Raw genomic sequence first — 24,376 nt, forward strand, 5'->3', positions numbered from 1 at the left:
GGCGGGTCGCCGCCGTTTTTTATTTTTTTGATGGCAAAGGTGCGTCGCGCCTTCCTACGCCTCGAGCCTCCGCATGGCGAGCGCGCCGAGATCCATGCTGAGCATGCCGGCGATATCGCGGAACGGTCCGGCCAGGCGCTCCACGCGGTCGCGGCCCAGGCTTTCGAGAAGCGTCGTGTTGAACTCTTCCAGGTTGGACAAAAGCGTTACGTGTTCGTCGCCGACCTTTTCGGAAAGCAGCGCCGCCGCGTCGGGCGACACGCCGCCCGCGCCGTAGACGAACAGCTTCACGTTCGTCCGCTTGCCGAGAACCCGCAGGATTTCCTCGGCGCCGCTCTTGTCGAACGGCCGGGAATCGAGCACGAACACCAGTCCTCCGTCCTCCGCGGGAACGAAGGCGAGGTCGAAGCGTCCGCCATCATCCGAAACCTGAATGGCGTCCGCGGGATAGCCCATCCGGGTCAGCATATTGAGAAGGAAGGTGCGCGCGGCCCAGTTGCCCGCGATGAAAGGGCGGCTGCGTTCGGGTAGAAGGATCAGGCGGCAGATGCGCTCGTTTTGCAACGACTCGCCGCAAAAGCAACTGATGCCGCGTTCGGCCAAGGCGTCGAGCGCCGCTCGGTCCTTGGCGCGGATCGTGTATTGACCGGTCTTGCGGCAATGCACGACGACCTCCTCGGTCAGGAAGTCCGCCTCGAACAGCTTGTCGATGTAATATTCCGTCTCCTCGCGGTTATCCGCCTTCTCCAGAAAATCGTCGAGCACAAGGCTCCCCTTCGCGCCGAGCGTCTCGAACAGCGGATTGAGCTTGCCGTCGCGGAAGATCGCGGCGAGCTCCATGCTGTACGCGTCCGGCGCGGTCGCGGGGATTCCGGCAAACGGCGCATCGCCGGCGCCCGCCGTGCGTTCGGTCCATTTGATGTCCCGCTCGCGCACCTTGAGGGTGCCGTGCAAATACGCGTTCGCGGCGGCGATCAACCGGTCGAGCGCCTCGCCGGGCGTTCCCGTCAGCGGGCTGACTTCTCCAGCCTCGAACAGAATCGTGGAGTCGGCGCCCGAACGGCCGGGATCTTCCCAGACGTTGTCTTCGGTCACCGGGGCGTCCGGTCCGCCCGATCCCTCGTGTCGCGCGATAAGGAAAAGCGTCGTTTCCTTGTTCGGCAGGAACAGATCGCCGAAGACACCGCGCGCGCCGGGGTAGAGAATACCGGGGGCGAGCGCATTGCCGTTGGCGCCGAATCGCTCCAGAAGGTCGTTTTTCGCGCCGTAAACGACGCCGACCTGGCCTGCGGACGCAAGGCCGCGGCAAAGGGCGGTCCAGTCGAACTTCGAAACGGCAAGCTGGCACGTGCGGCGAATGACGTTCGGAATCATCTTTAAGGTTCCATTTTTGTTGACGAAATCGGACTTTATAGGCTAGTCGCGATGGCGTGCTTCGTCAACCGGATTTTCGTGCCGAAAAGGCGCCCGGACGGCGGCGGCGATTTGACGAACGGCCACGGCGTGGTCATGCTGATCTTGCCAATCGGGGCGCGGATGGTGTAAAAGTTTGCGCTCGGATTTTTGCGCCGCCGCGGGATGCGGCTTTTGGCGCTGTCCGCCAAGGAATCAAAATGAAAAAAGACATTCACCCGAAATACGTGGAAACGACCGTCACCTGCGCGTGCGGCCATTCGTTCGTGACCCGTTCGACAACCGGCCCGGAGATCAAGCTCGATCTTTGCTCCGAGTGCCACCCGTTCTTCACGGGAAAGCAAAAACTTGTCGACACGGCCGGGCGAGTCGAGCGCTTCCGGCGCAAATACGCCAACACGCAGGCCGACGCCTCGTCGTAGGCGCTGTCTTTCGCCGTGCGTTTGGCGCGGCGAAGGGCGCCCGGCACCCATCATGAGCGTTATTTCAGCGAATCCGGACGGCACGCCGATGACCGTGGGCGGTCAGGCGGTGATCGAGGGCGTCATGATGCGCTCTCCCAATAGTTTTGCGGTATGCCTGCGCGCGGCCGACGGCAAGATCGTCGTGCGCGAGGACCGCTGGCAAGGCGTCTGGACGCGCGCGAAATTTCTGCGCAAGCCGTTTCTTCGCGGCGTGGTGGTTCTTGTCGAGGCGCTTTGGAACGGCATCTCCTCGCTGACGTTTTCCGCCAAGTGGGCGGCGATGGAAGAGGACAAGAAGTCCGACGACACGCTGACCGCGGGCGACGGATCGATCAAGCAAGCCTCCGGCCTGACCGACATCGCGCTGATCGTGACGATGCTCGTCAGTTTCGCGTTCGCGATGGGACTTTTCGTCGTGCTGCCGCACGTGCTCACCGCGCTTTTCGGATTCTCGACCGACACCGTCGCGTTCCACGCGATCGACGGCGTCATCAAGATCGCGTTCCTCATCGCGTACGTCGGGCTCATCGGGCTTGCGCCGGATATCCGCCGCGTTTTTCAGTACCACGGCGCCGAGCACATGGCGATTTCGACCTACGAGAAAAACCTGCCGTTGACCGTGGAGCACGCGCGCGGGTTTTCGACCTATCACCCGCGCTGCGGCACGAGCTTTCTGCTCTTCGTGTTGACGGTTTCGATTTTCGTGTTCTCGTTCGTGTTTCCGTTCCTGCCGGAGCTTGCGGGCGTTCCGAAAATCTTGCGCAACGTGCTTTACATTGGCATCAAGATACCGCTGATGCTTCCGGTTGCCGGCATCAGCTACGAGATCATCCGCCTCGCGGGCAAAAACGAGAACCACCCGGTACTGAGCCTTATCTCCAAACCCGGCATGTGGCTGCAGCGCCTTACGACGCGGCGCCCGACCGACGATCAACTCGAGGTCGCGCTCGTTTCGCTCCGCACGTGCCTGTGGCGCGAGCAGGTCGTTCGCGAGAGCAACGAGACCGAAATCCCCGGTCGCCTAAGCCTTTACGAGTCCTTCGGCGAGGCGGCCCAGACGATCGCCTAGCGCCTCGCGCGCGGGGTTCTTCCGTGTCCATGTTTGCCAAACTTGAAGAGGTCGCGCGTCGATTCGACGAGATCGACAGCCGCCTTTCCGTGCCCGACGTCGCTTCGAATCAAACCGAATACGTGCGTCTGACCAAGGAGCGCGCGGACCTGGCGTCGATCGTCGATTCCTGGCGCGAATATCAGAAGATCGAAGCGGAGCTATCGGATTCACGCCAGCTTCTCGAGGACGACGACGAGGAGGTGCGCGCGATGGCGCACGAGGATGTCGAACGCCTGGAGGTCCGGCAGGAGCAACTGCGCGAGGCGCTGATGCTTCTGCTCCTGCCCAAGGATCCCTACGACGATAAGAACATCCTCGTTGAGATCCGCGCGGGCACCGGCGGCGAGGAGGCGGCGCTGTTCGCCGCCTCGCTGTTTCGCATGTACGCGCGTTACGCCGAGTTGCAGCGCTGGAAGCTCGAGATCATCTCCCAGAACGAAACCGGCCTTGGCGGCTTCAAGGAGATCATCTTCGCCGTCGCGGGCAACAAGGTTTACTCGCGTCTCAAATACGAATCCGGGGTGCATCGCGTGCAGCGGGTTCCCGAAACCGAGGCCCAGGGGCGCATCCACACCTCCGCGGTCACCGTGGCCGTTTTGCCTGAGCCCGAGGAGGTGGATGTCCGCGTCGAGGAGAAAGACCTCAAGATCGACGTGTATCGCTCAAGCGGCCCCGGCGGGCAGAGCGTCAATACCACCGACTCGGCGGTCCGCGTCACGCACTTGCCCACGGGGCTTGTCGTCGCGATCCAGGACGAGAAGAGCCAGCACAAGAACAAGGCCAAGGCGCTGAAGATTCTCAAGGCGCGGCTCCTCGAGCGGGAGATCGCCGAGCAAAACGCGAAGATCTCGGCGGAGCGCCGCGGGATGGTCGGCACCGGCGATCGGTCCGAACGCATCCGCACCTATAACTTCCCGCAAAACCGCCTGACGGATCACCGCATCGGGCTCACCCTCTACCAACTCGACCGCGTGATGGAAGGCGATCTCGACGGCTTCATCGATCCGCTCATCGCGCGGATGCGCGCCGAGCAACTCAACGCCGCGCAGTCGGATCCGCGTGGCGACTGAGACCACCGGCGAGGCGCGTCCCACCGTTCTTTCGCTCATCGGAAAGGCGACGGGATATCTCGCCGGACAGGGCGTTTCCTCACCCCGGCTGGATACCGAAATCCTGCTGGCGCATGTCTTGTCGCTGGATCGCGTCGGACTGTATTGCGCGTTCGAGCGCGAACTGACCGAAGAGGAGGTCGGCGCTTTTCGCGAACTGATCCGCCGGCGCGGCAAGCGCGAGCCGGTGGCGTACATCGTCGGCGTGCGCGAGTTCTTCAGCCGGCCGTTTGCGGTGACGCCCGCGGTATTGATCCCGCGCCCGGAGACCGAACACGTCGTCGAGGCCGCGCTCGAATGGATCGGCAAGGACGCACGCGCGCGCGTGCTGGATGTCGGCACGGGCAGCGGCGCGATTGCCGTGACGATCGCGGCCGAGCGGCCGAACGTGCGCGTCGTTGCGACGGACGACGCGGCCGAGACGCTTGTCGTCGCCCGGCAGAACGCCGAGCGCCACGGCGTCGGCGAGCGGGTGGAATTCCTGTGCGGCGCGTTTGACGCCGGCGCGGCGGGGCCGTTTGATCTCGTCGTGTCGAATCCGCCCTACGTCGATCCGGCCACGCGGTCGCAGCTTGCGCCCGATGTGATAGACTTCGAGCCTTCTCGCGCCTTGTTTGCCGAGTCCGACGGCCTGGCCGTCATTTTTCGGCTCGCCGGGATCGCTCCGGCGCTTCTTGCGCCCGGCGGCCGCCTCGTCGTGGAAATCGGGTACGATCAGGGCGAAGCCGTTACAACGCACTTGCAGGCCACGGGCGCGTACGATGCGATCGAGGTGCGCCGTGATCTGGCCGGGAAGCCGCGCGTCGCTCTCGCGAGAAAAATCGCGGACGCCGCGATGGGGAAATCGATCGATGGATAAGATGGTCATCACCGGCGGGGAGCGCCTGATCGGCGAGACGACGGTCTCGGGTTCGAAGAACGCCGCGCTGCCGCTTCTGGCCGCGACGATTCTCGCGGACGGGCCGTGCACCATCCGCGGCGTCCCGCGCCTGAACGACATCCACACGACGACCGCGCTGCTCGAACACCTGGGCGCGACGATCGAGGGGACGTCCACGCTGATCGTCGATCCGCGCGGCATCAATCGTTCCGAGGCGCCGTACGATCTGGTCAAAACGATGCGCGCCTCGACGCTTGTGCTGGGGCCGCTCGTCGCGCGGTACGGCACCGCGCGCGTTTCGCTGCCCGGCGGTTGCGCCATCGGCGCGAGGCCGATCGACCAGCACCTGAAAGCGCTTTCGGCGCTTGGCGCCCAAATCGATCTCGTGCACGGCTACGTGGAAGCCCGCGCCCAAAAGCTCACCGGCGCGAAGATCGTGTTCGACATGCCGAGCGTCGGCGCGACGGAAACGGCCATGATGGCGGCGGCGGCGGCCCAGGGCGTAACGACGATCGAACACGCCGCGCGCGAGCCGGAGATCGGTGCGCTCGCGGATTTTCTGCGCCGCATGGGCGCGACGATCGAGGGCGACGGCACCCGGCAAATTTTCATCGAGGGAAAAACGCCCCTTGGCGGCGCGGACATCGATCTCATGCCCGACCGCATCGAGGCCGGAACGCTGATGGTCGCCGCGGGCATCACGCGCGGAAACATCCTGCTGCGCGGTTGCGCGCTCGAGCATCTGGGCGCGGTCGCGGACAAATTGCGCGCCACGGGCATGACCATCGAGAAAGAAGGCGACGGCGTGCGTTGCGTGGCGCGGAAAATCCCCCGGGCGGCGGACATCAAGACGCAGCCGTATCCCGGTTTTCCGACCGACATGCAGGCGCAGTTCATGGCGCTGATGTCCGTGGCGGACGGGATGAGCGTCATCAACGAATCGATCTTCGAAAACCGCTTCATGCACGTGCTCGAGTTGCAGCGCATGGGCGCGGATATCAAGGTGGACGGCGCGACCGCGATCGTGCGTGGCGTGCCGCTGTTGTCGGGCGCCGAGGTGATGGCGACCGATCTGCGCGCGAGCGCGAGCCTGATTCTGGGAGGTCTTGCCGCCGAAGGCGAGACGGTCGTGCATCGCATCTACCACCTGGACCGCGGCTACGAGGCGATTGAAAACAAGCTTCAAAAGCTCGGGGCGAACATTCGCCGGGAGAAGGAATGAAGCGCCTGAACACCTCGGAAACGGGTTTCCCCAAGGCGTTCGAGCGCCTGGCGGCCCGCTCTTACTCGGCTTTGCCCGAGGTGAGCGCGTCGGTGGAGGCCATCATCGAGCGCGTTCGCGCCGGCGGCGACGAACAACTCGATGCGTGCTGCGCGGAATTCGACGGCCGCGCGTTCGCCGAAATCCCCGCCGAGCGCCTGGCCGAGGCCGAAACCGCGCTTGACGACAAGCTCGCGCGCGCGCTGCGCCTTGCGGTCGAACGCGTGCGCGACCAGGCCGAGCGCGAACTGCCGCGCAAGGTGCCGGAGTTCGAGGACGAGATCGGCGTCACGCTGGGGCGCCGGCATTTGCCGCTTCGGCGCGCGGGACTCTACGTCCCCGGCGGGCGCGCGGCGTATCCCAGCTCGCTCATCATGTCCGCGGTGCCGGCCAAGGTCGCCGGCGTTTCGGAGATCGTGGCAGCCTGCCCGCTCGATCCGGAAACGGAGGGCGCGCGGGCGGTGATGGCCGCGGCGAGCATTTGTGGCGTCGATCGCTTTTTTGTCATGGGCGGAGCGCACGCGGTCGCGGCGATGGCCTTCGGCACGAAGCGCGTGCCGCGCGTGGACATCGTCGTGGGCCCGGGCAACGCGTACGTCGCCGAAGCCAAGCGCCGCCTGTACGGCATCGTCAACATCGACGGCATCGCGGGACCGACGGAGGTCGTCATCCTCGCCGACGCGACATTTCCGCCCGCGCACGCAGCGGCCGACATGCTCGCCCAGGCGGAGCACGGGCCCGACTCGCGTTGCGTGTTGATGACGCCGGACGCGGATTGGGCGACGCTCGTCGAAGCCGAGATTACGCGCCAGACGGCCGAGGCGCCGCGAAAGGAAATCATTCGCGAGGCGCTCGAAAATTTCGGCGCGATCGTCGTTGTCCGGGACATGGAAGAGGGCGCGCGGCTCGCCGACCAGTTCGCGCCCGAACACCTGGAGATCGTCTGCGAGGAGGCCGATCGCGTGGCGGTCAAGATCCGAAACGCGGGCGCGATTTTTCTTGGCCCCTGGGCGCCGGAGGCGCTGGGCGATTATCTCGCCGGCTCCAATCACATTCTGCCGACCAACGGCACGTCGCGCTTTTTGTCGCCCGTGTCCGCGGCGACCTTCTTGCGCGCGACGAATATCATCCGCGCGACGCGAGAGGGGCTGGAAAAGCTCGGCGACGCCACCATGCTGCTTGCCAGGACCGAGGGCCTGCACGCGCACGCGCGATCGATCGAACTGCGGCTGGCGAAGAAACCGTGAGGATTGAGAATTGAGGATCGAGGATTGAGAGAAACGCAGAGGCGTTTGGCCGCCGTTTCGAACGTCCATGATGTCCAGGGGTCCATCATTCGGGCGCGGGCACGGGCACGGGCACGGGCACGGGAAAGGGTTTGACTCAATCCTCAATCCTCTATCCTCACTCCTCGAATAAAGGGCTGACGCCCGAAATTCGATCTGATATGTTCCCGCGCCCCGGACTCGGGGATTTTTCGGAGGAAACCTCATGAGCGCGAACGCGCGCCCCACGCTTCGCCTGGGCCTGCCCAAAGGCAGTCTTCAGGAATCGACATTCGAACTTTTCGGCCGCGCCGGATGGAAAATCCGCGCGACCGAGCGCGGCTATACGCCCTACATCGACGACGAAGAAATCGACGTGCTTCTGCTTCGCGCGCAGGAAATGGCGCGTTACGTCGAACTCGGCGTGCTCGACGCGGGCCTGACGGGGCAGGACTGGGTGCGCGAGTCCGGCGCCGACGTCACGGAGGTCGCGGCGTTCATTTACGCCAAGGCGGGCTTTCGCCCGGTGCGTTGGGTGCTCGCGGTGCCGAACGATTCGCCGGTCCGATCGCCGAAAGACCTCGACAAAAAGCTGATCGCGACCGAGGTCACGAACATCGCGCGCCAATATTTCCGGGAGCACGGGGTGACGCCGGTGATCGAATTTTCCTGGGGCGCCACGGAGGCCAAGCCGCCCGAACTGGCGGACGCGATCATCGAGCTGACCGAGACCGGCTCGTCGCTTCGCGCGAACGGCCTTCGCATCGTGGATACGGTGATGTCCTCGACGACGGCGCTCATCGCGAACAAGACCGCGTTCAAGGATGACTCCAAACGCAGGAAGATCGAGCAGGTGCGCCTGCTTCTTCAGGGCGCGATGGACGCGGCCAGCCGCGTCGGCCTCAAGATGAACGTGCCCGCCGCGACGCTCGATGCGGTCATCGGGAAACTTCCCGCGCTGCGCAATCCGACCGTCTCGCGTCTATCCGAGTCCGACTGGTTTTCGGTCGATGTCATCCTCGAGGAAAAGACGGTGCGCGACCTCATCCCCGTCTTGCGCGAGGCCGGCGCGACGGGCCTTGTCGAATATCCGCTCAACAAGGTGATATTCTGATCGCGCGCCTTTTCGCGCCGGGAGAAAAGCCATGATCCGCGCCGGCGAAGTCGAACGGGAAACGACCGAGACGCGGGTGCGCGTGCGCGTCGGGCTCGACGGCCCGGCCGCCTCCGACATCGAAACCGGCGTCGGATTTTTCGATCACATGCTCGACCAGATCGCGCGCCACGGGCGCATCGATCTTGCCGTGCGCGCCACGGGCGATCTTGTCGTCGATGCGCATCACACGGTCGAGGACGTCGGCCTGGCGCTTGGCGAGGCGATCGACAAGGCGCTTGGCGACAAGCGCGGCATCGAGCGCTACGGCCACGCGCGCGTGCCGATGATGGAAACGCTCGGCGAGGCCGTCATCGATTTTTGCGGCCGGCCCTGGCTGACCTACGACGGCGAGACCGCCGGTCGCCTTGGCGAGATGGACGTGGAGCTCGTCGAGGAGTTTTTCCGCTCCGTCGCGTTCGCGGGCCGGTTCACGCTGCACCTGACGCTCGTGCGCCGGGGCAATCGCCACCACGGCGTGGAGGCGCTGTTCAAGGCGTTCGCCGTTGCGCTGCGCCGCGCCGTCGCCGTCACCGGAACCGACGTGCCGAGCACCAAGGGCGTGCTGTGAGCCGCATCGCGATCGTCGATTATCAGGCGGGCAACCTGCGCAGCGTCGCGCGTGCGCTCGAACGCCTGTCGGCCGACTATTTCGTCGCATCGAGCGCGACGGAAATCGCCAGGGCCGACGCGGTGATCCTGCCGGGGCAGGGCGCGTTTCGCGATTGCGTCGCCAATCTGACCGACCGGGGCGTCGATGTGGCGATCCGCGACGCGATCCGCGAGGGCAAGCCGTATCTCGGTATTTGCATCGGCCTCCAGGTGTTGTTCGACGAATCCGAGGAATTCGGCAAAACGCGCGGCCTTGGCGTGCTGCCCGGCCGCGTCACGCGATTTTCCGGCGATCCGTTCGAGGGCACGCCGCCGCGACTGAAGGTGCCGCACATGGGCTGGACGCGCGTGCGTCCGGTGGGTCACCACCCGTTGTTCACGGGCATCGAAGAGGGCAGTTACTTCTACTTCGTGCATTCGTATTTCGCGCATCCGTCCGAGCCGACCGACATCCTGGCGCTTGCCGAGCACGGCCACGCCTTCGCCGCGGCGGCCGGCCGCGGCCGCGTCATGGCCGTGCAGTTTCACCCGGAAAAAAGTCAGGAGCCCGGGCGCATCTTGCTTGAAAACTTTCTGCGCATCGCGAACGGGGAGCTCGAATGTTCCTGATCCCCGCGATCGACGTGAAGGGCGGAAAGTGCGTGCGCGTGACGCGCGGCGATCTGGATACGGCGACGGTGTATTACGAGGACCCGCTTGACGCGGCCTTGTGGCTCGCCGACGCGGGAGCCCACCTGCTGCACGTCGTGGACCTGGATGCCGCCGTTGAAGGCATACCCGTCAACCGCGCGGCGATCGAACGGATCGCGGTGCGCGCGGGCGTCGTGCTGCAAATCGGCGGAGGCGTGCGCGACGAGGCCGCGATTGATGCCTGGCTCGCGTGCGGCGCGGCGCGCGTCATCGTCGGCACCGTGGCGGCCAACGACCCGGACCGCGCGATGGAATGGATCCGCGCGCGGCCGGGCCGCGTGGGCGTCGCGCTCGACAGCAGGGACGGCGAAGCGGCGACCGACGGCTGGACGCGCGGGTCCGGCAAGCGCATCGCGGATCTGGCGAAGCGATTCGACGATCCCGCCGTCGCCGTCATCGTTCACACCGATATTGCGCGCGACGGCACCGAGGCCGGCGCGAACCTTGCCGCGACGCGCGAGCTTGCGCGCGCGGTTTCCGTGCCCGTCGTCGTGTCCGGCGGGGTGCGTGACATCGACGACATCCGCCGCGCGGCGGCGGCGCCGGAGCCCAATATCGCCGGCGTCATTTCCGGCCGCGCCGTATACGAAAAGCGCTTCGACATCGCCGAGGCGCTTGGCATCGCGAAGGAGAATCATGCCGGCTAAACGGATCATCCCCTGCCTGGACGTGCGCGATGGCCGCGTCGTCAAGGGCATCAATTTCGTCGATATCATCGACGCGGGCGATCCGGTCGAGACCGCGCGCGTCTACGACGCGCAGGGCGCGGACGAGATCGTCTTTCTGGACATCACGGCGAGCCACGAGAAACGCAACGCGATCCTCGACGTGGTTGAACGCACCGCATCGCAGATTTTCGTGCCGCTCACCGTCGGCGGCGGCGTCAGCGACATCGCGCATATCCGCGAATTGCTTCTGGCGGGCGCGGACAAGGTCAGCATCAACACGGCGGGCGTTCGCCGCCCGGAGTTGATCGGCGAGGCGGCGCGGCAGTTTGGCAGCCAATGCGTTGTCGTGGCGATCGACGCGAAAAGGCGCGCGGAAGGCGGCTTCGAAGTGGTGGTCGTCGGCGGGCGCGAGCGGACCGGCATCGATGCGATCGATTGGGCGAAAAAGGCCGAGCAGCTTGGCGCGGGTGAAATTCTGCTGACCAGCATGGATCGCGACGGCACCCGGGACGGATACGATCTGGAACTGACGCGCGCCGTCGCGAACGCGGTGCGCATTCCGGTCATCGCCAGCGGCGGCGCGGGAACTCTGGAGCATTTTTACGAGGCGATCGAAACCGGGGCGGAGGCGGTGCTTGCCGCGAGCCTGTTCCATTTTGGCGCCTATGCGATCGAGGACGTGAAGGACTATCTCGCGCTGCGCGGCGTCGAGGTGCGGCGGCTGACGGCACACAAGGAGTCGGCGTAGAAGAGGATCGAGGATTGAGGATTGAGCGAGACGCACGATCGCTCCGTGCGAAGCGAAGTGCGCGGGTTAAACAATCGCGTGACGCGGACCTGCCACGCAATCCGCGACCGTGTGCGAGTCCATCGGCGTGTTGCGTCCATGTCCATTTTGTCCATCATGTCCATTCGGCCCATTTCGGAGCAGGGAAGGGTTAACACGCCATGGATATTTCCCTCGTGAAATTCGACGACAACGGTCTTGTGCCGGCGGTCGCCCAGGACGCGACAACCGGCGAGATTCTCATGGTCGCGTGGGCCAACGAGGAGGCACTGCGGGAAACGGACGCAACCGGCCTGGCCACCTGGTGGTCTCGCTCGCGCGATGAGCTCTGGACCAAGGGCAAGACGAGCGGCAACACGCTTGCAGTCGTCGAGGTGCTCATCGATTGCGACGGGGACACGCTCATCTATAAGGTGAGGGCGACCGGCCCGGCGTGTCACACAGGCCGGCGCACCTGCTTTTTCCGAAAGGACGTGGGCGGAACGTGGCGCGACGTGGACGAATGACCGCCGCGCGATCCCGCGCGTTGATGACGGTGCTCGTGCTTGCGTTTTTCGCGATCGCGCCGCTTTTGGCATGCGATGGCGCGGACGAAGACGAGACGGACCCCGCCGCGCCCGACGCGGCGGATGACGACGATGGCGCGTCGAACGATGACGACACGGCGGGCGACGTCGATAACCCCGCCGATGACGATCATGCCGATGACGACGCGGCCGACGATGATGCCGACGACGACGAGCTTCTCCCCTACAGCGACCCCGGCGCATTCGGGCCGTTCGCCGTCGGCGTGACGACGATCTTTGTGACCGATCCGTCGCGCTACGAAACGTGGGGCAAGATGGACCGCACGTTGCCGATCGAGGTCTGGTATCCGTCAAACGGCGGGGGCGGCCGTGTCAACACCATGCCCGACATGGTTGGAGGGATGCCGGGTTGGGGCATGGCCGTTTTGCACGCGGTGTATCAGGAAAACTTTGATATCCTTTGGGCCGTTACGACCGCGGCGCGACGCGATGCCGAGTGGGCCGAATCGCCTTCGCGTTTTCCGGTGATTCTCTTCAGCCACGGCCTCACGGCGATTCGATTTCAGAACTACCACCTGTGCGAATACCTTGCGAGCCACGGTTTCGTCGTCGTGGCGCCCGATCACTACGGAAACGCGATCTTTACAAACGTGCCCGGGCCGGACGTCGTCCTTGTCAATCCATCGGACATCGCGGGATCGCTCATCGACCGGCCAATCGACGTGCGTCTGATTTACGACGCGCTGCGCAATGGCGAGGTTCCTTCTCCAATCGCCGGCCGCGTGGACGTGACGCGGTTTGGAATCAGCGGCCACAGCTACGGAGGTACGACGGCGTTTCTTTCCGGCATGGCGCACGAGTTCATCGATGCGGCGGCGCCGTTGAATCCTGGCTGGATCAACCTGATGCTCGATTTCGAAAAGCCGCTTTTTGTCCTGCAAAGCGAGCTTGATTCCGTGGTCGGATTCGCGCACGACTTCATTGTGAATCTTTATGACAACGCATCGACGCCCCAAAAGGCGTATCTCGAACTCGCCAATGCCGAGCATTACACGGCGACGGATGCGTGCCTGCTCGTACCGGAATGGCTATCGCTTTACGATGCGGGATGCGCGGACGATCTGCTGCCCAAGGACGAGGCGAACGCGATCGTCTCGCGGCGGCTGACCGCGTTTTTTCAGGTCACGCTAAACGGCGACAACCGATATCTTGCGTCTCTTGCCGATCCGGACGAACCTGAGGCCGTCACCTATGAGGTCGAATGGGATGAAACGCGCTGACGCATCGCGCCTGTGCGCCGTGGCCATCGTTGCCGCTTTTTTCGCTGCGTGCGCGGGCAAACCGTACGTTCCGGTGAGGCAGGCGGTCGCGCCGTCCGACGATCGCCAACGGCAAACCTTCGCGAACGTCTCCACCGCGGCGCTCAATCTGCACCGACGCGCGATCGACGCCTTCAACGCGGGCGATTATGAAAACGCCGCGCGGCAGTGGCGCGACGCGCTGCGCGCCGGCGTGCGCGACGACGATTTTCTATTCGAGGTGAACTACAACCTCGGTGTCACGTTCCTTCGCATGAACCGGCCGATTCTCGCGGAGCAGCATTTTCGCAAGGCGCTCGCGCTCGACGCGGGGTCCGCCCGTGCCCTGACCGGGCTTGGCGCCGCGCTCTCGACGCAAGCGCGCGTCGTCGATGCGCAAAATGCTTACGCGCGCGCGATCACGCTGAATCCGGCGTTCGGCGAGGCGCACCTGGGCGTCGCCCAGCTTTATCTCGGCAACGAAAGACCGGACGCCGCGATCGACACGCTGCGCGCGGCGCGCCATCTGCTTCCGGTCGATGCCAAGATCCGGAGCGCGCTGGCGGGCGCCTGCGTGACGCAGGCTCGCGTATTCCTTGCGGGCGGGCGTCTTGACCTGGCCGAGCAATATTTCGCGATGGCCGTCGCGGAAGACAACACCGAAGCCCGTGCGCACATCGGGCTCGCGCGCGTTCAATTCGAGCGCGGCGCGGTCGACGCGGCATGGGCGCACCTGGCGTCGGCGCGCGAGGCGTCGCCGGTCATCAAGGCGGAACCCGCGGACCTCTTCGAGGGCGCGGTTCCGGCGGTCGACCCGGCCGAGGCGATCCGCGCGGCGAGCCTGGCCACGACCGCGCGCGATCGCGGCGATGACGCGGGCGCGGCCCGCGAGTACGAGCGCGCCCTGCGCGTTGATCCGGACAATCGCGACCTGTGGCGCCAACTCGGCGAACTGTCGATCGAACGGCTGGGAGACCGAGTCCGTGGCGCGCGCGCGGTGCAGGCCTTGTGGCTTCTGGGCGACCAGCCAGGCGCGACGGCGCTTTCGGAGAAGCTGCGCGCCGACCTTCCGGACGCGCAGGGGACGCCGTCGGTGGTATCGACGGATGCCGGTCGCGGTCTGGCCGGACCGGAACAAGCGGGAGTCACGAGCGCGTTCGAAACGGGATCCCGCGTGTGGCGCCGGGCGAAATTCGCCGGTGTCGCCGGCCGGCACACGTTCGAGGGGCGGCTTGTCGATCCCGCGGGCTCCACCGTTCGCCGGACCTATTTCACGCTCGACAGCCCGGTCGCCGTGCGCGAGGTGCTGGTTTTCGACACGCTCCACCGCGCCGGCGCCTGGCGGCAGGAATGGACCGTGGACGGGCAGCTCCTGGCGCCGCACGACTTCCAGCTTCAGGATTAGCGCGATTCGCCGATAAATAAGGGAAACGGCGCGGATCGTACGTCCGCGAGGAGCGTTTCCATGTCCGTCAACGTCGCCGAATTGCGCTCGCCTTTCGCCGAGCTTGGGATCGATGAAGTCGCGCAGCTTCGCATCGCGCACGCGGCCGCGATCCAGACGCTCGTGCGCGCCATCGAAAGCAAGGATCCTTTCACCGCGGGCCACTACGACACGGTTGCGCGCCTGGCGGTGGACGTGGGGCGGCGCATGGAGTTGCTCTCAGGCGACATTGAACGTTTGCGCATGGGCGCGCTCGTGATGGATGTCGGCAAGATCGCCATACCGACGGAAATCTGGACCAAGCCGGGGCCGCTTGACCCCAACGAGGAAGCGATCGTCCGCGAGCACGTGGCGATCGGCGCGCGGATCGTGGAGCCGATCGTCGAGCCCTGGGATCTGGCCGAAATCGTTTTTCAGCACCACGAGCGCTACGACGGTTCGGGCTATCCGCGCGGGCTGGCCGGCGATGCGATCTCCGTGGAGGCCCGCATCCTCGGCGCTTGCGACAGCTTTGTCGCTATGACCTCGGAACGCGCATTCCGGCAGGGGCTGGAACACACCGAGGCGATCGCCCAAATGCGCGAACTCGCGGGGCTGACGTTTGATCCGGCGGTCGTTTTGGCGCTGATCGAGGCGGCCGGGGCGACGGCGGAGAGTTGAAACGGTCGATCTCGCCACGTTGCTTGACTTTGATGACCCTCGTTTTCATGATCGATACGCGAATCGTTCCACCGGGAGGATGAGATGGCCGAGGTCCGTAACAGGCGACGCGGATTGCTCATCGACAAGAAATTGCAGGGGAAGATGATCGGCACGGCGGTCGTTCTCCTTGTCGCCGCGCTCGTGGGGTTCCTTGTCGTCGGGTATGCGTCCTGGTCCACGAAGGGCGTCATCTCGCAGGCGCCGGCCGGACAGGCGTCGTCGGCGCCGCTCATCGGTATCGCGGTCGTCGTCCTGATCCTCATCCTGGCGATCGTATGGTACGGGCTTCACTTTTCGCATCGGATCGTCGGCCCCGTCTTCGCGTTCAATCGCCATCTCAACTGGGTGCGCGAAGGCAATCTGACGCGCGATCTCAAGCTCCGGGACGGAGACGAATTCCAGAGCCTTGCGCAAAGCTTCAACGCCATGCAGAGCTCCTTGCGCCGCCGGGTGCGCGAGGATCTCGAAGCGGTCGAGCGCGTGCAAAAGCTCGTGACGCAACTCGCCGAGGCCGCGAAGGCCGGCGATACGAACGCGGCGTCCGTTTTCGAGTCGATGGAAAAGGAGTTGGCCGAGGTCCGGCGCCGGCAGGAAGGGCTGCTCGCCTCCTGAGCCGCCGCGCCGCGTGACCGGGGACAAACGCCGCCGCGATCCGTCGGCCACGCCGGCCGGGATCGCCGCGCGCCGTGCCGCGATCTGGATCCTCTACGTCCAGGGCATCGCGTTTTATTATTACTGGGACGGATACGCGCTCGCCATCGATCGCACGATTCTTCTCGTGCTGGGCCTGTGGTTTGCGCGGTATCGCACGGCGTTTATCGCGGTCTTTTCCCTTTTGTTTTTGTCGATCCTCCTGCGCGTCGTTTACTACATGACGAACGTCGCACTCTACAATCCGTGGATGCTCGCGGGCATCGCGGCATTCGCGATCCTCTCCGGCGCGGCGGCCGGCGGCGGGCCATCGGCAGGAAAAGGGCGGCGGCAGCTCGCCGTCACCGGGATGGCCGGCGGGATTGCGGTGCCGCTTCTGGCCGCGGGATCGTTCGACATCGACCTTCTGGGCGACATCGCGGCGGCGATCGTCACGTTGCCGGCGCTTCTGATCTTCGCGCGCCCCCCGGGCTCCTGGCGGCGATGGTTCGTGGGCGCTTTCGTCTTTCTGTTCGGCATCCAGTCCGTCTTCATGCTCTACAAATTCAGCCTGCGTCCGGGCCTTTCCGAGCGCCTCGCCGAAACCCAACCGGAGGTAACGCGACTTTTCGCGCCGGACATGGAGGGGATGATCTACAGCATCGTGGCGATCGTCGACCTCGACCACGCGGGGCGCCTTGCGGTCTTGCCCAACAAGGGCTGCGATGAGATCGTCATCCTGCGCAACGGGAAGATCGAGAAAATCATCGAGTTGGGAACGGAGACTTCCAATGTCGCGTTTTTCCTTGACGGGAAATATTACCTCGACAACGGCGGCATGTTGTCATCGCTCGATCCGCGGACGCTCGAACTAAGGCAGGAAATGCGGCTTTCCAAAACCGCCGAAGGCGAACCGATGCAATCCTCCTTCATGCATCACGACGATGCGCGCCGGCGTCTTTACGCGTGCGATTACGAGATGTGCAATGTCGTGGACACGCGACGATTCGAGGAGATATTCGAGACGCCGATCGCCGGGGGGTTCGGCGTCGCCCTTCCGATCAAGGATGGGGGCGAGTTTCTCGTGACGACGCTGGCATGGAAGGGTCGCCGCGTGCGGATCTTCGACGCGGATACGTTCGAGCTTTTGCGCGAGCGCACCTATTTCGATCCGGGTTACGTCGATGCGGCCGTCAGCCCGAGGAGCGGCCGGATCTATCTTTCTTCGATGCTCCTTGGCCGCGTGATGGCGGTCGATCCCGACACGCTTGAGCCCGTCGAAAAGCGGTGGCTGTCGCCCGGGCTCTGGAACGCGGTCGTCGATCCGCGGCGACCCTACCTGTATTCGTTCAACTATCACACCGGCGAAATTACCGTGCTGACCGATCCGGGCCTCCAGGTCATCAAACAATTTTCCGTCGGCCCGAATCTGCGAGCGATCCACCTGGACGCGGCGGGCGACCGCCTGCTCGCCGGTTCGAAAGCCGGCGGCTTTGCCATCGATCTGACGGGGCTTCCGTGAACGCCACGGAGGAGCGGTTCGTCGCGTCGGACTTCGGGCGGATCGTACGCCTTGCCGCCGCCGTCGCCATCGTCCTTTCGCTGGGGTTGCGCGCGTATGCCGTTTTCGGAGCGCCGCTCAACGAGGACGAAATCGACGCGCTGTACCACGGCTGGCTGATCGGACAGGGCGATCGCATGTATGTCGACTGGATCGACGTTCGCATGCCGCTGACGTTCTACGCAAACGCCATGCTGCTGAAAATGCTGCCCGACTCCTCCGCCGTGATCGTCGCCGCGCGCGCGGCCTATCAGCTCCTTGTGCTTCTGGCGTTGGCGGCGGTCTTTTCCGCCGGGCGGCGACTCGCGCGCGGCGTGACGGGGGCCGCGCTCGCGCTTGCCGTGTTCTCTCTATTCGAGTTTCAGGTCGCGCGCACCGCGCAGGTGCGGCCGGATGTTTGGGTGTTGCTTTTCGTCGCGGCGGCATTCGCCGTCGCCGCCCGATTCGGATCAGAGCGGCGACGCGCCGGCGACCTGGCGCTCACCGGACTCTGCCTGGCCGGAGCGGTGCTCGCGAAACAAAGCGGCGTCTTCCCGGCGATTGGGATTGCGGCCTTTGTCGCCGCCGCGCCGCGAGAGGATCGCCGCGCCTCGGCGATCGTCCGCGATCTCGCCATTCTCACCGGATCGTCGCTTGCCGCCTTTGGCCTTTTCGTCCTGGCGCTTATCGGATGGAACGCGCCGTCGGCGATCGAGATGATCTACAGCGCGTGGACGGTTTTTGACCTGAACGAGGCCGACCGATCCAACATCTTCATCCTCTTGCCGCTCGCGTTGCACGCGCGAATCCTGCTTGTCGCGCTTCTGGCGCTTGTCATGATTCATCCGCGCATTCGCGGCCGGCGACCGCTGTCGGCGCCCGATACTTTTCTCGCCGCGCAGGCATGGTGTGCCGCCGCCTCTATCCTGGTGCGCGGAAAAATATTCGAGCAGGATCTCATCTATCCGGCGCTCGTCCTTTCGCTTGTCCTTGCCCGGGTCGCCGGGCCGCTGTTCGACGGACTCAACCTGCGACGGCGGGTGGCGGCGCGAAACCTGACCGCGATCGCGTTTTTCTCGCTCGTGCCGTTCCTCGCGGCGGCCACCTACCATGCGCGTCTTTCAAGCGAGGCGATTCGCCACCATCGCGTCGCCATCATGAGCTTTTATGGCGACCACGAGGGCATGCACGAAACAAATCTTGATCCCGTCGAGGTCAAGCGATTTTTCGAAGCGACCTACATGAAAACTCGCCACCATCCGAGTCAATCGCTGGCGACGCAACGCCGTCAAATGGACTGGTTGCTCGACAACGTCTCGGAGCGCGAATCCGTGATGACAGGGAACAACATGCCGATCTTCCGGCATCAGACGCACAACGTCGTGCGCATGGATCCGTTGCGCGCCCTGCTTGGTGTTCGCGATCGCGTGGACGATCCGTCCCGCCTCCAGGCCGTTTGCCGCGTCGAACCGGCGACGTGCCGCAATGATTTGAATCCCGGTGAACGCGCGGTGCTGGTGCTGGAGATGCGGCCGCCGCGAATCATCGTCCTTGACTACGCGGTCGCGGATCTGATTTTCGGCGCGCCCGAGGTGTTCAATTGGGTCGCGGAAAACTACCAGTTTCGCTTCCACGGCGAGACGCTCTCGTTTGTCGCCTACAGAAAAGGCCCGCCTCCGCTGACCGGCTGACGGACCTTTTCGCGCGGCGCGATGCCGGGCGTTCAGAAGTAGTAGCGAATCCCCATCACGCCAAACCCGCCGCCGAACGTGCTGATCTGCGCGTAGGTATCGATGTCGATGTATTGCAGGCCGAACTCCACGTCGAACGCCAGGTTCGGCAGACCCTCGAGAAAGAACTCCATTCCGGCGAATCCCATCAGCAGAAAGCCGGTTTCGTCCACTTCCTTGCGGCCGTAGTCGATGCTCATGGGGATGATCCCCAGCCCGCCGCCGCCGTAGAAGTTCATGTTCTCTTCCATGATGAGGTTGTAGACGACCTTGGCCGCAATCTGGAGCGCCCAGCCTCCCACGTCGTCGTTCTTGGCCGTGAAGTAGCCGAACATCGGCTCCACGCCGAGCAGGTCGTTGATCCAGTAGCGGCTCGATATCGCCTGTTGTGTGAAAAACGCGTCGGCGAGCGCGGCGTTCGGTCCGCCGATATAGCCGAAGTTGATCTGGTTGTTGTAGCCGACGCTGATCCGGTTTGTCAGATCCTTAGCGCCGGCGCCGGACGCCAGGGCAAGCACGAGAACAAGGGCGGCGGCGGCGGCGAGCGATTTGTGCATGGACAGCCTCCTCGGCAGGCAGATGCTTCATCTGGTAGTACGAATGCGTTCGGACCACTATATATAGACACGTTTCGCGCGTGTCAACGCCGTCCGCGCTTGCCCGAAATCCGGGCCGGTGGTATACACCCGAGATGATCCGCGCCGCGATGGACATCGGCTCGAACACCGTTCGGGTTTTGTGCCTCGATATCGATGCGGACATCGTGCGCCCGATCCATCGCGACCGCCGCATCACCCGCCTTTCCGGAAAATTCGACGGGCGCCTTTCGCCGGATTCCGTGGAGCGGACCGTGGCCGCCGCGCGCGAGCTTGCCGGCGCGGCCCGGGCGCTTGGCGTGGCCGAAATTCGCGTCGGATGCACCGGCGTCATCCGGCGCGCGCAAAACGCCGGCGAATTTCTCGCCCGCCTGCGCGTCGAGGCGGGCATCGAGCCCGTCGTGATCGCGGGCGAGATCGAAGGTGCGCTGTCCGCCGCGGGAACCCGCCACAGCCTCGGCGACGACGGCCACGATTTTCTGATGATCGATATCGGCGGTTTTTCGACCGAACTTGTCGCGGTGGACGACCGCGTTCGCCGGCGCGCCAGCTTCGATGTCGGCGTCGTCGCGCTGACCGAGCGCCTGCTTCGAGGCGACCCGCCCACCGCGTCGGAAATCGACGCGGTTCGCCGCGAGGCGCGCGCGGCGATCGCGCCGTTTTTCGCACAGCCGGTTCCCCCACGTCTTGTCGGCATCGCCGGCACCGCGACGACGCTCGCGGCGATGGACCTTGCGCTTAACCGCTTTGATCCGGCGCCGATTCATCGCCACGTCATTTCCGCCGCACGCCTTGACGCGCTCTTCGCCGAGGCGGTGTCGATGCGCGCCGACGACCGCCTGTCGCGCTGGGGCGGCCTCGAACGCGGGCGCGAGGATCTGATCGTCGCCGGTATGCTCATCATCGAGCAGGTTCTGGCCGCGGGCGCGTTTTCGGAGGTCACGATCGCGCTCGGAAGTCTGCTTGAAGGTATTGCCTTGGCGGCCATGTGGCCGCCGGATTTCGATTCCAACCGCAAGGAGGTGGGGCGATGCGCGTAAGGAACGGATGGGGCGATCGTGGAGGTTTCACCTGGGTTACGGCGCTTCTCTTGCTGATCGTGGGCGGCGGCATCTACACAACGTACGCCCTTGCGCCGTCATACGTGGCCGACTGGAAATGGCGGCGCGAGATCAACGGCCAGCTCATCAAGGCGTCCGAGCTGAACGACCAGGAGATCCGGCAGAATCTGATGAAGCACGCGGAAATGCTGCACATCCCCGTGTCCAGCGGCGAAGGCACCTTCAACATCATGCGCCACGCGAACAACGTCGAGGTCGAGTACGAATACGAGGTGCCCGTGCCGATGCCGGGCGTGGAAAAACTGAAATTCAAGGACAAGGTCTCGCGCGAGGTGACCGAGGTCAAACATCTGTTCCATCAGCCGGCGGAACCGAATTAGTCAACGCCGGACAGGAAAAATTCCATGTTGAGCGAACGCATGACGAAGGCCCTGACCTTCGACGATGTCCTTCTGTTACCGGGACGCGCCGATTTTCACCCCCAGGAAGCCGACATCGGCACGAACCTGACGCGGACGATCCGCCTGAAAATTCCGCTGATGTCGGCCGCGATGGACACCGTGACCGAAAGCGCGACGGCGATCGCCATGGCGCAACAAGGCGGCATCGGCCTTGTCCACAAAAATCTGCCGATCGAAACGCAGGCGCTTGAAATTGACCGCGTCAAAAAAGCCGTGTCCGGCATGATCCTGCGCCCGATCACCATGAGCCCCACGCAGCGGATCTACGAAGCGCTCGATATCATGGAGCGTTATCGCATCTCCGGACTGCCGGTCGTCGAGAGCGGGCGCGTCGTCGGCATCCTGACTAACCGTGACCTGCGTTTTCTGACCGACCGAAACAAGACGGTCGGCGAGCTGATGACCAGGGAAAACCTGATCACCGTTCCCCCGGGCACGACACTCGAGGAGGCCAAGGGCATCCTGCACCGGCACCGCATCGAAAAGCTTCTTGTTGTCGATGACGAGCGGCGTCTCGTCGGCCTCATCACGATCAAAGACATCGAAAAGAGCGAACAATATCCGCACGCCTGCAAGGACGACCACGGGCGCTACCGCTGCGGCGGCGCCGTGGGCGTGACCGAAGCCGATCGCGAACGCGTCGCCGCGCTTGTCGAGAAGGAGATCGACGTGGTGTGCGTCGATACGGCGCACGGCCATTCGCAACGCGTGCGCGACATGGTGGAGTGGATCAAGGCAAACTACCCGGACACGCAGGTCATCGCCGGCAACGTCGCGACGGTCGAGGGCACGAACGAGCTTTGCGAGGCCGGCGCGGACGGCGTGAAGGTCGGCATCGGCCCGGGCTCGATCTGCACGACGCGCATCGTCTCGGGCGTCGGCGTTCCGCAGATCACCGCCGTCAACGAGTGCTCGCGCGCGGCGTCGAAATTCGGCGTGCCCGTCATCGCCGACGGAGGCGTGCGTTTTTCCGGCGACGTCACCAAGGCGCTCGCGGCGGGCGCGTCGTCGGTGATGATCGGTTCGCTGTTCGCCGGCACGGAGGAGAGCCCCGGCGAGGTGATTCTCTTCCAGGGGCGCAGCTACAAGGTCTATCGAGGCATGGGCTCTCTCGGCGCGATGGCCGAAGGCAGCGCCGATCGGTACAGCCAGGAGCGGGTGGAGTTGCAAAAATACGTGCCCGAGGGCGTCGAGGGCCGCGTGCCGTACAAGGGGCCGATCGCCTCGGTCGTCGAGCAGCTCGTCGGTGGTCTGCGCGCGGGCATGGGGTACACCGGCTGCCGCGACATCGAAACGCTGCGCACGAAAAGCCGCTTTGTCGAAATCACCTCCGCGGGCCTTTCCGAAAGCCACACCCACGACGTTACGATCACGAAGGAGTCCCCGAACTACCAGCGGGGCTGACGGATGTTCAAGGCCAGGGACGCGATCCTCATTCTCGATTTCGGTTCGCAGTACACACAGCTCATCGCGCGGCGCGTGCGCGAGTTGAAGGTCTATTGCGAAATCCATCCGTGCACGCTTGATTTCGCGAAGGTGCGCGAGCTGTCGCCGTCCGGGATCATCCTGTCCGGCGGGCCGTCGAGCATCTACGACGAGGGCGCGCCGATGGCCGATCCGCGCATCTTCGAATACCCCGCGCCAATTCTTGGGATCTGCTACGGCATGCAGCTCGTGGCGCATGTCTTCGAAGGGAAGGTCGCGCGTTCCGCGCATCGCGAGTACGGCTTCGCGGAGATTGAAATCGAGGCGACCGACGACTTGTTCGCCGGGTTCTCCACAAGCGAGCCGGAGCCGGTCTGGATGAGCCACGGCGACCGCGTGGACGCGCTGCCCGCCGGATTCGAGGTCGTGGCGCGCTCGAAGAACTCGCCGTACGCGGCGGTGCGCGACGCGGCGCGGCGCATCTGGGGCGTGCAGTTTCATCCGGAGGTGGTGCACACGCCGCGTGGCGCGGAGATCCTCGGCAACTTCGTGCACAAGATCTGCGGCTGCGGCGAAAACTGGACCGCCGCGAATTTCATCGAATCCACCGTGGCGGGTATCCGCGAACAAGTGGGCGAGGGGCGCGTGGTTCTCGGACTGTCCGGCGGCGTCGATTCGACCGTCACGGGCGTGTTGCTGGATCGCGCGATCGGTGATCGCCTCGTGGCGATCTTCGTCAACAACGGGTTGCTGCGCAAAAACGAGGCCCAGCAGGTTCTCGCGGCGTATCGCGAAAATCTTCACCTGAACGTCGTGTATGTCGACGCGTCGGATCGCTTCCTTGGCGCGCTCGCGGGCGTCACGGATCCGGAAACCAAGCGCAAGACGATCGGCCGCGTTTTTGTCGACGTGTTCACCGACGAGGCGAGCAAGATCGAGGGCGCTGCGTTTCTCGCGCAGGGAACGCTCTATCCCGACGTCATCGAATCGGTAAGCTTCAAGGGGCCGTCGGCGACGATCAAGAGCCATCATAACGTCGGCGGGCTTCCGGATACGCTCAACCTGACCCTGGTCGAACCGCTTCGTGAGCTGTTCAAGGATGAGGTTCGCGCGGTCGGCCGCGAGATGGAGGTGCCCGAGGAATTGATCGGCCGGCACCCGTTCCCCGGTCCGGGCCTGGCGGTTCGGATTCCCGGCGAGATCACCGCCGAACGTATCCGCATCCTGCAGGACGCGGACGCGGTTTTCATCGAGGAGATTCGCGCCGCCGGCTGGTACGACCGCATCTGGCAGGCGTTTGCCGTCTTGTTGCCGGTGCGCAGCGTCGGCGTGATGGGCGACGAGCGCAGCTACGACAACACCGTCGCGCTGCGCGCCGTGCATTCGCGCGACGGCATGACGGCGGATTGGGTGCATCTGCCGTACGATCTGCTGGCGCGGATCTCAAGCCGCATCATCAACGAAGTGCGCGGCGTCAACCGCGTCGTGTACGACATCTCCAGCAAGCCCCCGGCCACGATCGAATGGGAATGACGCCCGCCGCGCCGCG

General features: G+C 64.8%; 24 protein-coding genes. 22 read left to right on the forward strand and 2 right to left on the reverse strand.

Annotation, left to right across the window (positions count from 1 at the left end):
- Nucleotides 1-54 precede the first annotated feature (54 nt).
- Nucleotides 55-1,374, reverse strand: coding sequence for a hypothetical protein (locus tag K8I61_00585; protein ID MBZ0270502.1), 1,320 nt, complete (start codon nt 1,372-1,374; stop codon nt 55-57).
- Nucleotides 1,375-1,613: 239 nt separating this feature from the next.
- Between K8I61_00585 and rpmE the strand changes: the two genes are divergently transcribed.
- The 18 genes from rpmE to K8I61_00675 all read left to right on the forward strand — a co-directional run bounded on the left by rpmE (nt 1,614) and on the right by K8I61_00675 (nt 19,245).
- Nucleotides 1,614-1,835, forward strand: coding sequence for a 50S ribosomal protein L31 (gene rpmE / locus K8I61_00590; GenBank protein MBZ0270503.1), 222 nt, complete (start codon nt 1,614-1,616; stop codon nt 1,833-1,835).
- 52 nt (nt 1,836-1,887) lie between these two features.
- Nucleotides 1,888-2,946, forward strand: coding sequence for a DUF1385 domain-containing protein (locus tag K8I61_00595; GenBank protein ID MBZ0270504.1), 1,059 nt, complete (start codon nt 1,888-1,890; stop codon nt 2,944-2,946).
- A gap of 29 nt (nt 2,947-2,975) precedes the next feature.
- Entirely contained in the window at nt 2,976-4,058 is a 1,083-nt protein-coding gene (prfA, locus tag K8I61_00600; protein MBZ0270505.1) for a peptide chain release factor 1, read from the forward strand.
- Nucleotides 4,048-4,956, forward strand: a complete 909-nt coding sequence (prmC, locus tag K8I61_00605; GenBank protein MBZ0270506.1) for a peptide chain release factor N(5)-glutamine methyltransferase — start codon at nt 4,048-4,050, stop codon at nt 4,954-4,956. Before prfA ends, prmC begins: the two co-directional genes overlap by 11 nt.
- Nucleotides 4,949-6,199, forward strand: coding sequence for a UDP-N-acetylglucosamine 1-carboxyvinyltransferase (gene murA, locus K8I61_00610; protein ID MBZ0270507.1), 1,251 nt, complete (start codon nt 4,949-4,951; stop codon nt 6,197-6,199). Before prmC ends, murA begins: the two co-directional genes overlap by 8 nt.
- A complete protein-coding gene (gene hisD, locus K8I61_00615) occupies nt 6,196-7,485 on the forward strand; it encodes a histidinol dehydrogenase (GenBank protein MBZ0270508.1) in 1,290 nt (429 codons plus the stop codon). Before murA ends, hisD begins: the two co-directional genes overlap by 4 nt.
- Nucleotides 7,486-7,729: 244 nt before the next feature.
- Nucleotides 7,730-8,617: an ATP phosphoribosyltransferase gene (hisG, locus tag K8I61_00620; protein ID MBZ0270509.1), complete on the forward strand. Its 888-nt coding sequence runs from the start codon at nt 7,730-7,732 to the stop codon at nt 8,615-8,617.
- A 34-nt stretch (nt 8,618-8,651) separates the two neighbouring features.
- Entirely contained in the window at nt 8,652-9,227 is a 576-nt protein-coding gene (gene hisB, locus K8I61_00625) for an imidazoleglycerol-phosphate dehydratase HisB (protein MBZ0270510.1), read from the forward strand.
- Entirely contained in the window at nt 9,224-9,877 is a 654-nt protein-coding gene (hisH, locus tag K8I61_00630) for an imidazole glycerol phosphate synthase subunit HisH (GenBank protein MBZ0270511.1), read from the forward strand. Before hisB ends, hisH begins: the two co-directional genes overlap by 4 nt.
- A complete protein-coding gene (locus K8I61_00635) occupies nt 9,868-10,605 on the forward strand; it encodes a tRNA-dihydrouridine synthase (protein MBZ0270512.1) in 738 nt (245 codons plus the stop codon). Before hisH ends, K8I61_00635 begins: the two co-directional genes overlap by 10 nt.
- Nucleotides 10,595-11,374: an imidazole glycerol phosphate synthase subunit HisF gene (hisF, locus tag K8I61_00640; GenBank protein MBZ0270513.1), complete on the forward strand. Its 780-nt coding sequence runs from the start codon at nt 10,595-10,597 to the stop codon at nt 11,372-11,374. The genes K8I61_00635 and hisF overlap by 11 nt, the downstream gene beginning before the upstream one ends.
- A 200-nt stretch (nt 11,375-11,574) precedes the next feature.
- Nucleotides 11,575-11,919, forward strand: coding sequence for a phosphoribosyl-AMP cyclohydrolase (gene hisI, locus K8I61_00645; protein ID MBZ0270514.1), 345 nt, complete (start codon nt 11,575-11,577; stop codon nt 11,917-11,919).
- Entirely contained in the window at nt 11,916-13,220 is a 1,305-nt protein-coding gene (locus K8I61_00650) for a hypothetical protein (GenBank protein MBZ0270515.1), read from the forward strand. Before hisI ends, K8I61_00650 begins: the two co-directional genes overlap by 4 nt.
- Nucleotides 13,207-14,643 carry a tetratricopeptide repeat protein gene (locus K8I61_00655; GenBank protein MBZ0270516.1) on the forward strand — a complete coding sequence of 479 codons (1,437 nt, stop codon included), beginning with the start codon at nt 13,207-13,209 and terminating at the stop codon, nt 14,641-14,643. Before K8I61_00650 ends, K8I61_00655 begins: the two co-directional genes overlap by 14 nt.
- A gap of 60 nt (nt 14,644-14,703) precedes the next feature.
- Nucleotides 14,704-15,342 carry an HD-GYP domain-containing protein gene (locus tag K8I61_00660; GenBank protein ID MBZ0270517.1) on the forward strand — a complete coding sequence of 213 codons (639 nt, stop codon included), beginning with the start codon at nt 14,704-14,706 and terminating at the stop codon, nt 15,340-15,342.
- A gap of 84 nt (nt 15,343-15,426) precedes the next feature.
- Complete coding sequence (locus K8I61_00665) at nt 15,427-15,996, forward strand: HAMP domain-containing protein (protein MBZ0270518.1); 570 nt, start codon at nt 15,427-15,429, stop codon at nt 15,994-15,996.
- A 13-nt stretch (nt 15,997-16,009) separates the two neighbouring features.
- Entirely contained in the window at nt 16,010-17,536 is a 1,527-nt protein-coding gene (locus K8I61_00670) for a hypothetical protein (GenBank protein MBZ0270519.1), read from the forward strand.
- A complete protein-coding gene (locus K8I61_00675; protein ID MBZ0270520.1) occupies nt 17,533-19,245 on the forward strand; it encodes a glycosyltransferase family 39 protein in 1,713 nt (570 codons plus the stop codon). Before K8I61_00670 ends, K8I61_00675 begins: the two co-directional genes overlap by 4 nt.
- Nucleotides 19,246-19,277: 32 nt before the next feature.
- On the opposite strand, the gene K8I61_00680 is transcribed toward K8I61_00675, so the two are convergent.
- Entirely contained in the window at nt 19,278-19,841 is a 564-nt protein-coding gene (locus K8I61_00680; protein MBZ0270521.1) for a porin family protein, read from the reverse strand.
- A gap of 80 nt (nt 19,842-19,921) precedes the next feature.
- Here K8I61_00680 and K8I61_00685 point away from each other — a divergent pair, with 80 nt between their 5' ends.
- The 4 genes from K8I61_00685 to guaA are packed head-to-tail and all read left to right on the forward strand — an operon-like array spanning nt 19,922 to nt 24,360.
- The gene (locus K8I61_00685) at nt 19,922-20,920 is read left to right on the forward strand and encodes a hypothetical protein (protein MBZ0270522.1); all 999 of its coding nucleotides are present in this window, start codon (nt 19,922-19,924) and stop codon (nt 20,918-20,920) included.
- A complete protein-coding gene (locus K8I61_00690) occupies nt 20,911-21,321 on the forward strand; it encodes a hypothetical protein (GenBank protein MBZ0270523.1) in 411 nt (136 codons plus the stop codon). The genes K8I61_00685 and K8I61_00690 overlap by 10 nt, the downstream gene beginning before the upstream one ends.
- A gap of 24 nt (nt 21,322-21,345) precedes the next feature.
- The gene (gene guaB / locus K8I61_00695; GenBank protein ID MBZ0270524.1) at nt 21,346-22,806 is read left to right on the forward strand and encodes an IMP dehydrogenase; all 1,461 of its coding nucleotides are present in this window, start codon (nt 21,346-21,348) and stop codon (nt 22,804-22,806) included.
- A 3-nt stretch (nt 22,807-22,809) separates the two neighbouring features.
- Nucleotides 22,810-24,360: a glutamine-hydrolyzing GMP synthase gene (gene guaA, locus K8I61_00700; protein ID MBZ0270525.1), complete on the forward strand. Its 1,551-nt coding sequence runs from the start codon at nt 22,810-22,812 to the stop codon at nt 24,358-24,360.
- The last annotated feature ends 16 nt before the right edge of the window (nt 24,361-24,376 follow it).

Source organism: bacterium (assembly GCA_019912885.1).
In the GTDB taxonomy this organism is placed as follows: domain Bacteria; phylum Lernaellota; class Lernaellaia; order JACKCT01; family JACKCT01; genus JAIOHV01.

What these genes read in the sequence shown, in the direction of transcription:
- guaB (MBZ0270524.1), top strand. Translation starts at nt 21,346, where the DNA reads ATGTTGAGCGAACGCATGACGAAGGCCCTGACCTTCGACGATGTCCTT.
- prfA (MBZ0270505.1), top strand. Translation starts at nt 2,976, where the DNA reads ATGTTTGCCAAACTTGAAGAGGTCGCGCGTCGATTCGACGAGATCGAC.
- K8I61_00650 (MBZ0270515.1), top strand. Translation starts at nt 11,916, where the DNA reads ATGACCGCCGCGCGATCCCGCGCGTTGATGACGGTGCTCGTGCTTGCG.
- K8I61_00655 (MBZ0270516.1), top strand. Translation starts at nt 13,207, where the DNA reads ATGAAACGCGCTGACGCATCGCGCCTGTGCGCCGTGGCCATCGTTGCC.
- K8I61_00660 (MBZ0270517.1), top strand. Translation starts at nt 14,704, where the DNA reads ATGTCCGTCAACGTCGCCGAATTGCGCTCGCCTTTCGCCGAGCTTGGG.
- hisD (MBZ0270508.1), top strand. Translation starts at nt 6,196, where the DNA reads ATGAAGCGCCTGAACACCTCGGAAACGGGTTTCCCCAAGGCGTTCGAG.
- hisF (MBZ0270513.1), top strand. Translation starts at nt 10,595, where the DNA reads ATGCCGGCTAAACGGATCATCCCCTGCCTGGACGTGCGCGATGGCCGC.
- rpmE (MBZ0270503.1), top strand. Translation starts at nt 1,614, where the DNA reads ATGAAAAAAGACATTCACCCGAAATACGTGGAAACGACCGTCACCTGC.
- K8I61_00595 (MBZ0270504.1), top strand. Translation starts at nt 1,888, where the DNA reads ATGAGCGTTATTTCAGCGAATCCGGACGGCACGCCGATGACCGTGGGC.
- murA (MBZ0270507.1), top strand. Translation starts at nt 4,949, where the DNA reads ATGGATAAGATGGTCATCACCGGCGGGGAGCGCCTGATCGGCGAGACG.
- K8I61_00665 (MBZ0270518.1), top strand. Translation starts at nt 15,427, where the DNA reads ATGGCCGAGGTCCGTAACAGGCGACGCGGATTGCTCATCGACAAGAAA.
- K8I61_00690 (MBZ0270523.1), top strand. Translation starts at nt 20,911, where the DNA reads ATGCGCGTAAGGAACGGATGGGGCGATCGTGGAGGTTTCACCTGGGTT.
- hisI (MBZ0270514.1), top strand. Translation starts at nt 11,575, where the DNA reads ATGGATATTTCCCTCGTGAAATTCGACGACAACGGTCTTGTGCCGGCG.
- hisG (MBZ0270509.1), top strand. Translation starts at nt 7,730, where the DNA reads ATGAGCGCGAACGCGCGCCCCACGCTTCGCCTGGGCCTGCCCAAAGGC.
- K8I61_00585 (MBZ0270502.1), bottom strand. Translation starts at nt 1,374, where the DNA reads ATGATTCCGAACGTCATTCGCCGCACGTGCCAGCTTGCCGTTTCGAAG.
- K8I61_00680 (MBZ0270521.1), bottom strand. Translation starts at nt 19,841, where the DNA reads ATGCACAAATCGCTCGCCGCCGCCGCCGCCCTTGTTCTCGTGCTTGCC.
- K8I61_00635 (MBZ0270512.1), top strand. Translation starts at nt 9,868, where the DNA reads ATGTTCCTGATCCCCGCGATCGACGTGAAGGGCGGAAAGTGCGTGCGC.
- guaA (MBZ0270525.1), top strand. Translation starts at nt 22,810, where the DNA reads ATGTTCAAGGCCAGGGACGCGATCCTCATTCTCGATTTCGGTTCGCAG.